At 62.4% G+C, this 13,713-nt stretch carries 10 protein-coding genes; 1 reads left to right on the top strand and 9 read right to left on the bottom strand.

The window, feature by feature from the left end:
- Window positions 1-7: 7 nt before the first annotated feature.
- The 3 genes from HBO41_RS11670 to HBO41_RS11660 are packed head-to-tail and all read right to left on the bottom strand — an operon-like array spanning window position 8 to window position 5,474.
- On the bottom strand, window positions 8-601 hold the full coding sequence (locus tag HBO41_RS11670) for a glutathione S-transferase (RefSeq protein ID WP_169986336.1): 594 nt from the start codon (window positions 599-601) through the stop codon (window positions 8-10).
- On the bottom strand, window positions 598-4,236 hold the full coding sequence (locus HBO41_RS11665; protein ID WP_169986334.1) for an AAA family ATPase: 3,639 nt from the start codon (window positions 4,234-4,236) through the stop codon (window positions 598-600). The genes HBO41_RS11670 and HBO41_RS11665 overlap by 4 nt, the downstream gene beginning before the upstream one ends.
- Complete coding sequence (locus tag HBO41_RS11660) at window positions 4,233-5,474, bottom strand: exonuclease SbcCD subunit D C-terminal domain-containing protein (RefSeq protein WP_099549319.1); 1,242 nt, start codon at window positions 5,472-5,474, stop codon at window positions 4,233-4,235. The genes HBO41_RS11665 and HBO41_RS11660 overlap by 4 nt, the downstream gene beginning before the upstream one ends.
- Before the next feature lie 271 nt (window positions 5,475-5,745).
- Here HBO41_RS11660 and HBO41_RS11655 point away from each other — a divergent pair, with 271 nt between their 5' ends.
- Entirely contained in the window at window positions 5,746-6,666 is a 921-nt protein-coding gene (locus tag HBO41_RS11655; RefSeq protein ID WP_169986332.1) for a hypothetical protein, read from the top strand.
- 323 nt (window positions 6,667-6,989) lie between these two features.
- Here HBO41_RS11655 and HBO41_RS11650 read toward each other — a convergent pair whose 3' ends face one another.
- The 6 genes from HBO41_RS11650 to HBO41_RS11625 all read right to left on the bottom strand — a co-directional run bounded on the left by HBO41_RS11650 (window position 6,990) and on the right by HBO41_RS11625 (window position 13,708).
- Window positions 6,990-7,289, bottom strand: a complete 300-nt coding sequence (locus HBO41_RS11650) for a DUF6124 family protein (protein WP_169986330.1) — start codon at window positions 7,287-7,289, stop codon at window positions 6,990-6,992.
- 541 nt (window positions 7,290-7,830) lie between these two features.
- A complete protein-coding gene (locus HBO41_RS11645) occupies window positions 7,831-9,471 on the bottom strand; it encodes a BatD family protein (RefSeq protein ID WP_099549321.1) in 1,641 nt (546 codons plus the stop codon).
- Window positions 9,468-11,207 (bottom strand): tetratricopeptide repeat protein, encoded by a 1,740-nt coding sequence (locus HBO41_RS11640; RefSeq protein ID WP_169986328.1) that lies wholly within the window; start codon window positions 11,205-11,207, stop codon window positions 9,468-9,470. The genes HBO41_RS11645 and HBO41_RS11640 overlap by 4 nt, the downstream gene beginning before the upstream one ends.
- Window positions 11,204-12,292, bottom strand: coding sequence for a VWA domain-containing protein (locus HBO41_RS11635; RefSeq protein ID WP_017136651.1), 1,089 nt, complete (start codon window positions 12,290-12,292; stop codon window positions 11,204-11,206). Before HBO41_RS11635 ends, HBO41_RS11640 begins: the two co-directional genes overlap by 4 nt.
- The gene (locus HBO41_RS11630; protein WP_017136650.1) at window positions 12,285-12,779 is read right to left on the bottom strand and encodes a DUF4381 domain-containing protein; all 495 of its coding nucleotides are present in this window, start codon (window positions 12,777-12,779) and stop codon (window positions 12,285-12,287) included. Before HBO41_RS11630 ends, HBO41_RS11635 begins: the two co-directional genes overlap by 8 nt.
- Window positions 12,776-13,708, bottom strand: coding sequence for a DUF58 domain-containing protein (locus tag HBO41_RS11625; RefSeq protein ID WP_017136649.1), 933 nt, complete (start codon window positions 13,706-13,708; stop codon window positions 12,776-12,778). The genes HBO41_RS11630 and HBO41_RS11625 overlap by 4 nt, the downstream gene beginning before the upstream one ends.
- Window positions 13,709-13,713: the final 5 nt, after the last annotated feature.

Below are 13,713 nucleotides of genomic sequence, written 5' to 3'. Positions count from 1 at the left end.
GTGGACCTCAGGGTTTTGCCATGACCGCCACAAACAGCGGCGATTCCAGAAAGCGCTGTAGCCAGGTCTGTAACCGGTGATACGGGGTACAAGCAAACCACTCGCGGTCGACATGCGCAAACTGGCGCACAAACGGCGCCAGTGCCATATCGGCCAGGCTCAAATGCTCGGCCAGCAAGTAATCATTCCCCGCCAGCAACGCTTCCAGCTTCTGCAAAAACACCTCGCCCTCGGCCCGATAATGTTCCATCGGCTGCTCGGGGTAGCGCTCGGCGTACTTGTATCGATTCAAATGATGTTTGAACACCTGGTCGTTCTCAGCGATCAGTTCCTGAACCCTCGGGTCGCCCTGTAGCAACCAATCATCAGGATCGTGCTGCGCCAGCGCCCAATGCATGATTTCCAGGCTTTCCTCGATCACCTGGCCGCCCACGCAAAGCACCGGCACCGTGCCCTTGGGCGACAGTGCCAGCATCTCGGCCGGCTTGGCCTTGAGGCTCACTTCGATGATCTGCACGGGCAGGCCCGAATAGCGCACGGCCAGGCGCGCCCGCATCGCGTACGGGCAGCGCCGAAACGAATACAGCAGCGCCTCGCTCACTTGACCTCCAGCGTGCTCAAACCATTGCCCTGGCGCTTGACCTGGATCTGCACCGGGATGCGCTCATGCATTTCCTGTACGTGGGAGATCACTGCCACCTTGCGGCCCTGGGCTTGCAAGCCGTCCAGCGCGTCCATCGCCAATTGCAGCGATTCGGGGTCCAGGCTGCCAAAACCTTCGTCGATAAACAGCGACTCGATCTTCAAGGTGCTGGACGCCATCGACGCCAGCCCCAACGCCAACGCCAGCGACACCAGGAACGTCTCGCCACCCGACAGCGAATGCACCGAGCGCAATTCGTCGCCCATCTCTGTGTCCATCACCAACAGCCCCAACATGCTGCCGCCGCGCTTGAGGCGATAGCGGCGCACCAGTTGGCGCAACTGCACGTTGGCGTGGTGTACCAGCAAGTCGAGGTTGTAGGCCTGGGCGATCTTGCGGAACGTGTCGCCGGTGGCCGAGCCGATCAGCGCATTCAGGCGTGCCCAGCGCTGCCACTCGTCATAAGCCTTGGCGATATGCTCGCCCAGGACATGGTTGGCGTCCTGGCGACGTTGGTCTTCGGACTGACGCGCACGCAATTCGGCGCAGCGGCTGTCGCCCTCGGCCAATTGCTGATTAAGCGCGGCGAGACTGCTGTCCAGCTGTTCGGCGTCCAGGTTGCCATTGTGCAAGGCCTGGTGTTCGGCCAGGCGCTGTTCGCGCTCCTGCAACAACACCTTGGCTTGCTCGACGGCTTTTTCGCTGTGCTGCAACTGCTGGCGCAAGGCGCTGACTTGGCTGTCATCAAAGGCCAGCAAACGCGTAAGACCGTCGTTATCCAGTTGCGGGTGCAGCGCGCGCCATTCGCCCAGGCGCGCATCGAGGGTCTGCTGCTCGGCGGTCAGCGCCTGTACGCGTTCCTGCTGGGCCTTGAGGTCGGCAGCCAATTGGATCAGGGCATCGCGCAGCTCTTGCAGCTGTTGGTTGGCGTCTGTCTCGCTTCGGCGAGCTTGCGCCACGGCCTCATCCAGCCGGTGTTGCCACTGTTGGGCACTGGTGTGCTCGCCGAGCAAGGCGGTGAGTATTGCCTGGGCGGCCTGTTGCTGGGTGGTCAGCTCGGTGACTTGCTGTTGCAAGGCTTCCACCTGCTGCTGGCGATGCTGCTGATGGGTCTGCTCTTTTTCGATGGCCTGCTGGCGTTCTTGCTGTTCAGCCAACTCATCACGCTGATGGCCCAGCTGTTCCAGGCGCTGGCTGACGTGCTGGTCCAGCTGCATAAAGGTCGCTGCCGGTTCACGGCGCAAACCGTCGAGGGTGTCGGCCGGTAGCAGGCCGGCGAAGGCCTGCAGTTCTTCGTCCAGGCGCTCACGGTCATTGGACAGTTCGCGTTGCTGGTCCACCAGCAGCTGGCGGGCTTGCTGGCTGGCGTCCTGGGCCGCTTGCAGTTGTTGCTGCAAGCGCCCGGCATTTTGTTGCAGGTTGAGCAGGGCGCCTTGGCGTTGCTCATCCTGGGCGATGCTTTGCGTGAGTTGCGCTAACTGCTGGGCCAGCCAGGCGCTGCGCTGGGTGGCGTCCTGATTAAACAGCGAGGCCGACAATGGATGTGCTTGCAAGCTGGGGGCCAGGCCCTGTTGTTGTGTCGCCAACAGCTCTTGCTGTTGCAGGAACTCCTTTTGCTGGGCGATCAAGCCGCCCACTTCGCCACGCAGCTCGGTGAGTTTTTCCTTCAGCGTATCGACGGCCTTCTGCGCCGTGGCTTCTTCGTTTTCATCATGGCGGCCAAGGCTTTGCAGCAAGGCTTCGGGCTGATGGTACGGATGCTCATGGCTGCCGCACACAGGGCACGGCTGGTCGTCCTGCAACTGCTCGCGCAACTCTTCGACACTGGCACTGCGCGCCAACCGCTGGCGTTCCAGCAGTTGCTTGGTCACCGACAGGGTTTGCTCGGCCACCGTGAGTTCGGCCTTGGTTTGCAGGCCGGTCTGGTTCAACTGTTCGCGCTGTTGCTGGGCGTCTGCGAGTTTTTGCGTCAGCGCGGCGCTCTGTATATCCAGCTGCTGCTGGCTGTCCCACAAGCGCGTAAGGTCTTCGAAGGCGCGTTGCTGCTTGCGATTGTCCTGCAGCAGGCTTGCGAGCAATTGGACCTGCTCGGCGACGGCGTGCGGTTCGGCGCCGGCTTCCTGGTACAGCAGGTCCAACGCCTCGCGCTGCTGGGTGAATTTTTCGGCAGCGGTGGCGGCTTTGTGTTCAAGCTGCGGCAGTTCGGCCTGGCCCTTGTTCAGGCGGTTGCCGATCAGCATCAGCTGTTGCAGGCGGTCGCGATAGGCGGTCCAAGCGTCGCTCAGCGGTGCAAAGGCAGCGCTGCGCTCAAGCTCAGCGGCCAGGCGTTGCAGGCGTCCGGCAACCTGGGCCTGTTTCTCCAGCAAGCCATTGAGCAACGACTGCCCTTCGGCGCAGGCGGTTTCCTGTTGTTGCTTGTCGTCACTGCGTTTGGCCAGGTCTTTGCTCAGATGGGCGAGGGTGCTCTGCTGTTCGAACGCCTGGCGCAGCAAGGGCACGGCGTCGGCCTGGTGTTTCAAGGCGTCAGCCAAGGCGACCTGGGCGGCGGCCTGCTGTTGTTGCGCCTGCTCCTGGCGTGCTTGCAGCGCGGTTTGCTGCTCGATGTGCTGTTGAATCTGCGCCGCCAGCGGGGTGAGCAGGGTGTCGAGTTCAGCCAGCCGCGCGAACTGATGGCGTTGTGGCGCTAACTGCTCCAGGCGGCTCAGGTCCTGACGCTGTTGGCCTTGGCTGTCCCAGAGCTGTTGGGCTTGCTGCAATTGTTCGGTGGCACTGAGCTGGCGCTCCTGCCACTCACGTAGCTCCTTGAGCCAGGTGTGTTGCAGCTCCAACTGCTTGAGTTGCGCCTGCTGGGTCTTGAGGTGCTGCTGCGCCTCGGCCAACTGCTGGTCAAGTTCGGCGCGGGCCTCAGGCGCCAGCGGCACCAGGCCGGTGGCCTGGTCTTGCAGCTGTTTATGCGCGTCCCTGGCATCCTTGGCCTTGTCGAAAGCGCGGCGGCCGAGCTGGGTATACAGCGCGGTGTCGGTGAGCTTTTCCAGCAGTTCGCTGCGCTCATTGTCGTTGGCCTTGAGGAACGCGCTGAACTCACTTTGCGCCAGCAATACGGCACGGGTGAACTGCTCGAAATTCAAGCCCAGGGCCAGTTCCAGCTGGGTCTTGTATTCGGTTTTCTGGCTGGCCAGCAGTTGGTCGCTGTCCAGGTCAATCAGGCTTTGGCGGCTGTTCTGCAACTTGCCACTGGCCTTGTCGCGGGCGCGGTTGGCTTCCCAGCGGGCGCGGTAACGGCGGCCGTTGACGCCGACAAAATCCACCTCGGCATACCCGCCGCCGGTGCCGCGGCGAATCAGCGTGCGTGGGTCGCCGATGGAGATATCGCTGTCGGCATCCGGCATTTTGGCCTGGCCGGTATCGCCCAAACGTGGCACGGCGCCAAACAGTGCCAGGCACAAGGCATCGAGCAGGGTACTTTTACCCGCGCCGGTTGGGCCGGTAATCGCGAACAGCCCGGCGCTGGCCAGGGGCTCGGCAGTAAAGTCGATCTCGAACGGGCCAGCCAGGGAGGCGAGGTTTTTCAGGCGGATGGCGAGGATCTTCATGGCTGTTCGCCCTCCTGTTGCACTTCCTGAAGCAGCACGGCGAAATCCTTCATGGTCTGTTCATCCACCTCACTGCCGTAGTTGTCGTGCCAGGCGCGGCTGAACAGTTCCTGGGGCGTGAGCTGGTCAAGTTCGACCAGACCGGCTTCGTCCGTGTCGTCGCTGCCGCGTTTGCCTGCGTATTCGGCGGCGATGCGCACCAGGCGCACGGCCTTGCCTTGCAGGGCAGTCTCGATTTGCTGGCGCAGGTCCGGCTGCGGCTCGTCGAGGCGCACGCGTACCTCCAGCCAGGGGTGGCGCTGGGTTTCGGCGAGCAGGTCGATGTCGGGCAGGTCGGCGAGCTGTGCGAGGATATCCGCCAGCGGCGCAGCGTCCAGGCGTTGCAGGTTGACCGAGCGTGGGATCAGGCGTGGCTCGACGCCCACCAGGCGTTGGCCCTGGAAGGTCACATCGAGAATCTGGTGCTTGTAGCCGATTTCGGAAAACGACAAGGGAATGGGCGAGCCGCTGTAGCGAATGCGCTCTTCGCCGTTGACCTGCTGCGGCTTGTGCAAATGGCCCAGCGCCGCATAACTCACACTGGCATCGAACAGGCTGGCAGGCAGTGCTTCGGCATTACCAATGATCAGGCTGCGTTCGGAGTCTTCCGACACCGAACCACCGGCCATGTGCGCATGGCTGATGGCAATCAGCGCCTGGCCTTTCTTGCGTTTGGCATTGGCGGCGGCGATCAGCCATTCATGCACCTGGCCAATGCCCCGCAGATAGTCGTCGCCCAAGTGCGCACCCGTGACTTCCGCCGGTCGCAAAAACGGCAGCGCCAGGCACCAGGCGGCGATCTTGCCTTTGGCGTCGGGCAGCGGGATCAGCAGGCGCTCGGCGTCCAATTGGCCGTCGTCCAGCCACAGCACGCGGCCCAATGCATGGGTGCGCAAACGGCGCATCAACGGCGCGGGCAGCTCGATCCGCGAGCCGGAATCGTGGTTGCCGGCGATCATCACAATGGTCAGCTTGGGGTTTTGTTCGTGGGCGCTGATGATGAAGTCGTACAGGCGCTCCTGTGCCTTGAGCGGCGGGTTGACCGTGTCGAAGATATCGCCGGCGATCAGCAGCGCATCCGGCTGCTCGGCTTTTAATTGGCCCAGCAGCCAGTCGAGAAAACAGGCGTGTTCGAAGTCGCGTTCCTGGCCGTGCAGGTTTTGGCCAAGGTGCCAGTCGGAGGTGTGGAACAGACGCAAGGCGAACTCCGTTAAATACAAGAGGTGAATGGCCGCCGTGAACAGAGAAGGGCGGTGAAAAAGAAGGGAGTTTACCTGTAAAAACCGCTGGTATGCGGGCTTGTCGGGGGGAGACCGGGGAATCTACGCAACACCACAGTGGAAACATTTGCCGACGAATGCAGCCCCATTCGGTGATCCCTGTAAGGGAACCAGAGTTCTGACATGCGTTAATTAAGAATGACCTCCCGAATTCTGCGAGGCATCTTTTTCCTTTTGGAGTCACTACACAATGTCTCTGGGTAATATTGATCAGCACGAACATGAACGACGGGGCTTTAGCGCAGGGGAACTCTTTCCAATCTATGTGCCAACGCCTGTGCGCGGCCCCATCGACCCGCTGCGCGGCGAGAAAAATCAGCATGTTGTCCCGAAGGAAAATCTCCAGCGCCCCCAGGGCGATACTCGATCCGCTGAGCAAATCATTAATGACAACCCCATACTCAAATGGCTGGACAGCCAACGAGGAATACGTCGTGACTGGGTCGGTAAAGTGAACGGCAAAATAGTGGTGAGACAACCCGTGCGTGAAAATAATATTTACTTTGAAATGGCCTATAGGCAATTGGGCGATTGGACCTCCAGTAACCCTTACCCCCAGTCTAGAGCGGATGCGGCCTACAACGCGGCCAGAGTACTTAACTGGATTGATGCGTCTCTGAGTGCAGCAGGCAAAACTCGCGGTGAGGATGCAAACAACGGTGTACTCGAAGGGTTCACCGGCAGCGGCTATGCGGTGGCCGAAACACCGGCAAGCATGTGGCAAGCCTTCACCCAGGAGGGGTATGGCGCTCTCAGCGATAAGCAATGGCTGGCTTCCCGCGAAGATGCGCCGCATAAGGTCGGCCCACAGCCGTTCTGGAGCAACGAATACTTATTGCGGCACATCGCCTATCACTTGCGCGAGTTTGCCGCCGGTAAAAACGACCGTTTTGTGAATATTCATGAGTTGAAAGAAGCCGCCGGCATGGTGCCCAGCACCCGGACTTTTTCGGCACAGGCACAAGAGAGCGCTTTGGAACTTCTGGCCCGCCCGGAGTTGCTGCTGGCGCTGGATATCGGGATTGGCGACGATGGGCCAGGTAAGCAGGACGGCCGGTTCGATATTGAAAACATCGCCTATGTCTACAAGCGCAGTCGCGCAAAGACCTGACGTTCACGCGTAGACGCTGACCAGTGGGAGCAGGCAAGCCTGCGATGGCCATAGGTATCTACACAACCGGTTAACGCGAAGCCTGCGGCCAGTGGGCTGTTGTGGCGAGCAGGCTTGCCCTGCGTTGGGCTGCGAAGCAGCCCCAAACCCAGACACTGAGTTCTTTCAGGAAAATTGCAGTGCCTTTACTGGGGCCGCTTCGCGGCCCAACGCAGGACAAGCCTGCTCGCCACAGGAGAAATTGGCTGCCTTCAGAAGTTGTGTAGAGACCTATGGCCATCGCAGGCAAGCCAGCTCCCACATAAGCCAGTTCCGGCAGAGGGTTACGCGGCGTTCATGCACTCCAGCGCGCGGTCGGCAAGGGTTTTGGCCTGGTTGACCAAGTGCTCGGTGGCGCCGGCCATGTGCTGTTCATCACCGCTCAGCGCCTGGCGGGTGGCCGCTGCGGTGGCGGCTGCACAGCGCAGCAAGTCGCAGATTTGGGCGAGGGCGTCTTCGAAGCTGAGGTCGTGATGCACGGCGAAGGATGGCGGTAGGGTGGGTTGCAGGTAGTGGCTCAGGGCGCGTTCGAAGATTTTACGGTCGGGGGTGAAACGGGGTGGGTCTGGGACGATTTTGGTCATGAATGAAACTCCTAAAAGGTTGGGAGCCATTCTTTTGCAGATCTCACTCGACAAAAGGTGGCAGCTATGTGCGGGGTGAGATAACCGGTCAGGAGCACCCGGCCAGACCTAGGTCTGCCCGCACACAGCCGCCATAGAGCATGTTGCTCGCGGTTGTGGCACTTGGCACTCCGTTCACAGGATCTCACTCCCGATCGCTGATATGCAGCGACGGAGCGAAGGCTAGCCAGTGAAGTGAGCAGGCGCAAGGCCAAAGGATTGTCTAGGAAACTTCCCGCAAATTAAAGGGATATGGACTGCTGGCCTTTAACAATGCATGTCACCCAGGCAACACCCATCATCTGTGGGAGCTGGCTTGCCTGCGATGCAGACACCTCGGTATTTCAGCAACACGAAGCCTGTGGCAAGTGTGCTGTTGTGGCAAGCCTGCTCGCCACAACAGCCCGCGTGCTACAGACTTCGTGTATGGCCATCGCAGGCAAGCCAGCTCCCACACAAGCCAGCTCCCATATGGGTTTTGTGCTGTCAGGTAGAGAGAGATTTACTTGGGATACAACGGCGGCAAGCTGGTGGTGTCCGTTGCCGGGTCTTGCGCACGCTCGACCATCGGAATTGCTTTGACTGCACGCCATAAATCTTCACCCAGCCAGTATTGGCCGCTCTCGCTGTACAGCGCGCCGTTCAACCCATCCAAGGCATCCGACAGCGGCACGAACCGCGCCGCCATGTCGGCCAGGGTTTCCGGCTGTTGCCGCGCCCAGGCATCCAGTGCCTGGCGCGTGGCTTGCGGGTCGTTGGCCTGGGTGGCGCGCTTGAGGTCGTCCAACAGCGAGCGCGGGCTCGGGCCGGTTTGTACGGCGCGTTGCACGGCGGGTTGGCGACGTGCGCGCCACCACAGGCCGAAACCCAACAGCGTGGTGCAGGCAAGTATCAAGGTGCTCAGTTGCCACAGCCACAGGCGGCTATCGTCCGGTGCGGTAATCACCGTTGGCGTGGCGGGCGTGTCCACCACCAGGCTTGGGTTGGTCGCCACTTGCAGCGTGCGTGCGGGCAGGCTGGTGCGTTCCAGGTGATCTTCGTGGGTGTTCCACCACACCACTTCCACGGCGGGCAACTCCACGGCACCAGCGCGGGTTGGCACCAGGGCTTCGCGGTCCTCACGGCTGCCGATCAGGCCACGGTCGCTGTTTTGGTTGCCGAGCACCGGCTGGTCCGGGTAGCGGCGCAGGCCATTGATGTCGCTGCTGGGCAGGGCCGGCAACTGGGCGCTGGACAGGCCTTCGGCCTTGACCGTGAGGCTGCGGGTCAGGGAGTCGCCCACTTGAACGTGATCAGGCTCGGGGTTCCAGACTTCGCTCAGGGTCAAGCTGCGCGCGGGCAGCCAGGCGGCGTCGGCGGGGTAGAACTCCGGCTTGGGCTTGACGGTCAGCGGCAATTGGGCAGAGCTTACGTGAATCAACTTGCCCGGTTTGGTGCCCTGCAGCGTGTTCTCTTGGGGCGGGCGCGATTCCACCAAGGTGGCGCTGAAAGTCTGCGCCGGAATCACCAAGGCACCGCTGTGCTGCGGGTAAATCGCATAGCGGGTTTCGATTACGCCGTGGCGAATGCTGTTGATGACCTTCTCGTAAGTGCGCGACTCGCCCAATTGTTCAATGCGCGCATCGGGGATTTGCAACGGCGTGAGGCTGCTGTCGTCATACAGCGACACCGAGTGGTACACGCGCACGGTCAACAGCACCTGGGCCTGAACGTACACACTGCTCTGGTCCAGATTGGCTTCGATAAACACCGGGGCCAGTTCGGCACTGGTGTTCTGGCTGGCGGTTTCCAGCACTTGCAGGCTGATCGGCTGGGTCTTGAGTTCGCCCACTTGCAGCGGCGGAATCACCACGGTGCCGTTTTCCTTGGGCAGCAACGTGATGATCCAGCGCGTGGTGGCGTGGTTATCGCCGCCCAAGGTAGTCAGCTGGTTGATCTGGCGCGTGCCGCTCACTTCAAACTGCGCATCCAGGGGTGACAAGTCGGGTTTGCCGAACTGGGTGACGTCGCTGGATTCCACTGTCAACTCCACCGTTTCCCCGGAATTGACGCGGCTGCGGTCGACACTCGCCACCAGGTTGGCCGCCTGGGCGTGGCTTGCCGACAGGGCGAGCAGGAGCAGAAGGGTGGTGCGGCGGCTCATCGAGTCTTGTCCTGATGTTGTTGCTGTTCGTACCAGAATTTACGTCGCAGCAGTTCGCCGGGGTTGTCCGGGATCTGCTGCAGCCATTGCTCCAGCGCCTGGCGGTGCTCGCCATCGAGGCTGGCATCGGCGGGGCGCAAGGGCGGGGTGGTGGTGTGTTCGTCCCCTAGCTCGCTGCCCGGTACGTCGTTGCCGCCGGCTTTGGGCGTGGCGCCCGTCTGGTTATCGCCGGCACTGGCCTGGCCTTGGCCTTGGGGTGATTGCTCGCCCCCCGTGGCACTTTGGCCGCTGCTGCCCGGTTGCGCAGTTTGGCCGGGTTGGGTGGTTTCGTCATCCTCATTTTTGACAGGCTTGGCCGGCTCGGGCTGGGCTTTTTCCTGGATCAGGGTTTCGACCAGCGCTTTGTTTTTCAGCGCCGGTTGCAGGTCGGGCTGGGCTTCGAGTGCTTGCTCATAAGCGTCGATGGCGGCTTCCAGTTCGCCGGATTTGGCCAGCGCATTCCCGCGATTGTAGTGGGAATACGCGTCATTGCCTTGGGCAAAACGCTTGATCGCCTCGGCGTAGTTGCCCGCCTCATACAGTGCCACGCCTTGCCATTGCGGGTCTTCGAAGTGTTTGGCGGCCTCGTTGGGGCGTTGTTTCTTCAGCAGATATTGGCCTTGCTGGTCGGGTCGCAGCCACAGGTCCTGAAGTTCAAAGGCATAGCTGGGCTGCGGCGCACCAAGTAACAGTAACGGCACGCAGAACAGCCAGCCGCGACGCCCGGCGCAGGCGGCGAGCAACAATAACGGTAGCAGCAGCCAGTAACCCTGGTCGGCCCAGGTGTCGAGGTGCAGCAGTTGGCCGTCGTTGCGCAGGGCCTGCGGGCCATCGAGCAGGTTGAGCTGGCGCAGGTCTTTGTCATCCAGGCGCGCGGCGCGGTAGCGGCCACCCATTTCACTGGCAAACGCCTTGAGCGTCGGGCCGTCCAGGCGCGGCACCAGAATGGCGCCCTGGTCATCCTTAAGGAACTCACCGCTTTCCTGGGTCACCGGCGTGCCTTCGCGGCTGCCGATGCCGAGGATCGACAAGCTGGGGGCCTGGGCGCTCTGCAACTGCAGGCGAATGCCTTGACGCTCCTGTTTCGACAGCGACGAGCCGACCAGCAACAGGCGCCCCTGGCCGAGACCGGCTTGCTTGAGCAAACCCAGGGCTTTTTCCACCGCCAGATCGGCGCGATGGCCGGGCTCGGGCATGATCGAGGGACTCAGGGCTTCGAGCAGGTTGCGGCTGGTGGCCAGATCATCCGACAGCGGCACCAGCGTATGGGCGCTGCCGGCATACACGACGATGGCGGTGGGCGCGTTGTCGCGTGCCTGCAGCAAGTCATAGAGCTTGCGCCGCGCCTGCTCTAAACGATTGGGCGGGCTGTCGGTGGCGAGCATTTCCGGGGTCAGCTCCAACAGCACCACCACCGGGTCGGCCGGTTTCTGGCTGTTCTGTTCAACCCTTTGCCAACTGGGGCCAAGCAATGCCAGCACGGCCAGCAGCCAGGCGATGCCCAACACCACCCAGGGCGATTTACTCTCGCGGCCATTGCCGCCACTGAGCAGCACCGCATGAAACGCCGGCGGCAAAATCATTTGCCAGCGCCCGGCGCGCTTTTGTCGGTGCCACAGCTGCCACAGCAGCCAGCCGAGCAACGGCAGCAGCAGCAACCACCAAGGGCGAAACCAGTGTGGCCACAGGTCGATCATCGACGCCTCCGCAAGCGCAGGCGTTTAAGGCGTTGGCGCCATTGCGGGTGCTGTTGCAGGAAAATGCCCTTGGTCGAGAGTTTGTTGAAGGTGCGTTGCAAGGGGTTATTAGGCCAGCGTTCTTGAACCACCAGCAACATGCTCAGGATCAACGCCAGCGCCAGCGGTGCGCTGTACAGCGCCTGGGCCGGGCGTGCCTGGGTCGGCTGTTGCGCGACGGGCTCAAGCTGGTCCAGGGTTTGTTTGATTTTTTGCAGCTCGTCGCCGTCGCGGGCGCGGAAGTAGCGGCCACCGGTGGCGTCCGCGATGGCCTTCAAGGCCGGTTCATCCAGGTCCAGGCTCGGGTTGACGCCCAAGATGCCCAACGAACCGGTTTGCTCGGGGTCGGCGCCGATGCCGATCGGGTAGATTTTTACGCCTTCTTCGGCCGCCAGGCGTGCGGCGGTCAGCGGGTCGATCTGCCCGGCATTGTTGGCGCCATCGGTGACCAGGATCAGCACACGGCTTTGCGCCGGGCGCTGGCGCAGGCGTTTCAAGGCCAGGCCAATCGCATCGCCGATGGCGGTGTTTTTGCCGGCGATGCCGATACGTGCTTCATCCAGCCAGGTGCGCACGGTGCGCCGGTCGAAGGTCAGCGGGGCTTGCAGGTAAGCCTGGCTGCCAAACAGGATCAGGCCCACGCGGTCGCCTTCACGGCTTTCCAGGAAGTCGCCGAGCAAATGCTGCACCAGGCTCAGGCGGCTGACGTCATCGTCCTGCCAGTGCATGTCAGGGAAATCCATGGAGCCGGACACATCCACGGCCACCAGCAAGTCACGGCCGCTGGCGGCAATGGGCAGCGGTTCGCCAAGCCATTCCGGGCGCGCGGCGGCGGTCAGCAGCAGCAGCCACAGCACCACGAACGGCGCTTGCTGGCGCCAGCCGGGCAGGTTGACCCGCGCACGGCGGCGCGCCAGGCCCTCAAGGTCGGCCAGGTAGCTGACCTTCAGCGCGGGTTCGCCGCTGTCGGCCACTGGCAGGATGAAGCGCATCAACCACGGCAAGGGCAACAGGGCGAAGATCCACGGCCAGGCGAACTCAAACATGTTTGCGAATCCAGGTATCGACCGCTTGGGTCAGGCCGGCGATGGCCTTGTCGTCGAGTTTGCATTCGGGTTTGTAGGCGCCTTCGACCAACACCATCCAGCGTGTAAGCCCGGCGGCCGGGCAACGGTTGTCGAGGAACGCCAACCATTTGCGCCCGTTTAATGTGTGGCTCTGGCTGTAGGGGTAGTCGTTGCGGCACAGGCGCTTGAGCAGGCCATTGAGCTGCTGCAGCCAGGCACCGGCGGGCGCGCCGTCGTAGGGTTTGGGCATCAGCGCAAGTTCGGCCAGGGCGGCGATGCGCAGCGGGTCCAGCGGTTGTTCGGCGCGGGCCACGGGGCGCCGGGTGGGCAGGAAACGGCGCAACCACCACAGGCCCCAGCCCAGCAGCGGGATCACCAGCAGCAACAGCCACCAACCCGGCGCAGGCGGCCAGAACCCGATGGCCGGCGGGGCGATCAGTGGCTGCAGTTGGTCGAGGCTGCTCATTGCTTTTTAACCGGGCGTTGCGGGTTGAGGTATTCGCGCAATTGCTCGACCATCTCGCTTTGGGTGCTCAGGGGCATCAATAGAATGCGCAGCTTCTGTGCCAGCAGTTCCCAGCGCGCAATGCGTTCCTCAGCCTGGGCTTTATAGGCCTGGCGCAAATCGAAATTCAGCGTGTCCAGTTCCAATTGCGCGCCACGTTCAGCGAAACGCAGCAGCCCGGCGGCGGGCAGGGCGTGGTCCAGTGGGTCGGAGATCGGCAACAATAACAGGTCGCAATGGCGTGACAGCAGGCTCAGCTGTTGCTCGGCGCCTTCGGTCAACGCGCGTTCATCGCAGATCACAATCACCAGGCTGCCCGGGCGCAAGACTTCGCGGCCACGGCGCAGCGCCATGCCCAACGCGTCGGCTTCGGGGCGGCTTTCGGTATTCAGGCTCTGGTTCACGCGCACCAGGCGGTTAAGCAATTGCAGCAGGCTTTGTTTACTGCGCCGGGGCTTGATTTCGTAGTGCTCGCTGTCGCCGAAGACCAACCCGCCGACGCGGTCGTTGTGCCCCAGCGCTGCCCAGCCGATCAAGCTGGCGGCTTGGGCGGCGAGTACCGATTTGAACATTTGCCCGGAGCCGAAGAACAGCCGACAGCTTTGCTCAACCATGATGAAAATCGGCCGTTCACGTTCTTCATGGAACAGCTTGGTGTGCGGCTCCTGGGTGCGGGCCGTCACGCGCCAGTCGATGGTGCGCACATCGTCGCCAGCCTGGTACACGCGAACTTGGTCGAAGTCGACACCGCGCCCACGCAGTTTGGAGTGGTGCAGGCCAATCAGCGGGCTGCGCTGGCTTGGCGTGGAAAACAGCTGCACTTCGCGCACGCGGTGGCGCATCTCAATCAATTCGCTGAGCGTGACGCGGATTCCATCGCCGGCATTCATGGGGT

Source organism: Pseudomonas sp. WS 5146 (genome assembly GCF_012985495.1).
Classification (GTDB): domain Bacteria; phylum Pseudomonadota; class Gammaproteobacteria; order Pseudomonadales; family Pseudomonadaceae; genus Aquipseudomonas; species Aquipseudomonas edaphica.
This window is presented reverse-complemented; position numbering and strand designations above follow the sequence as displayed.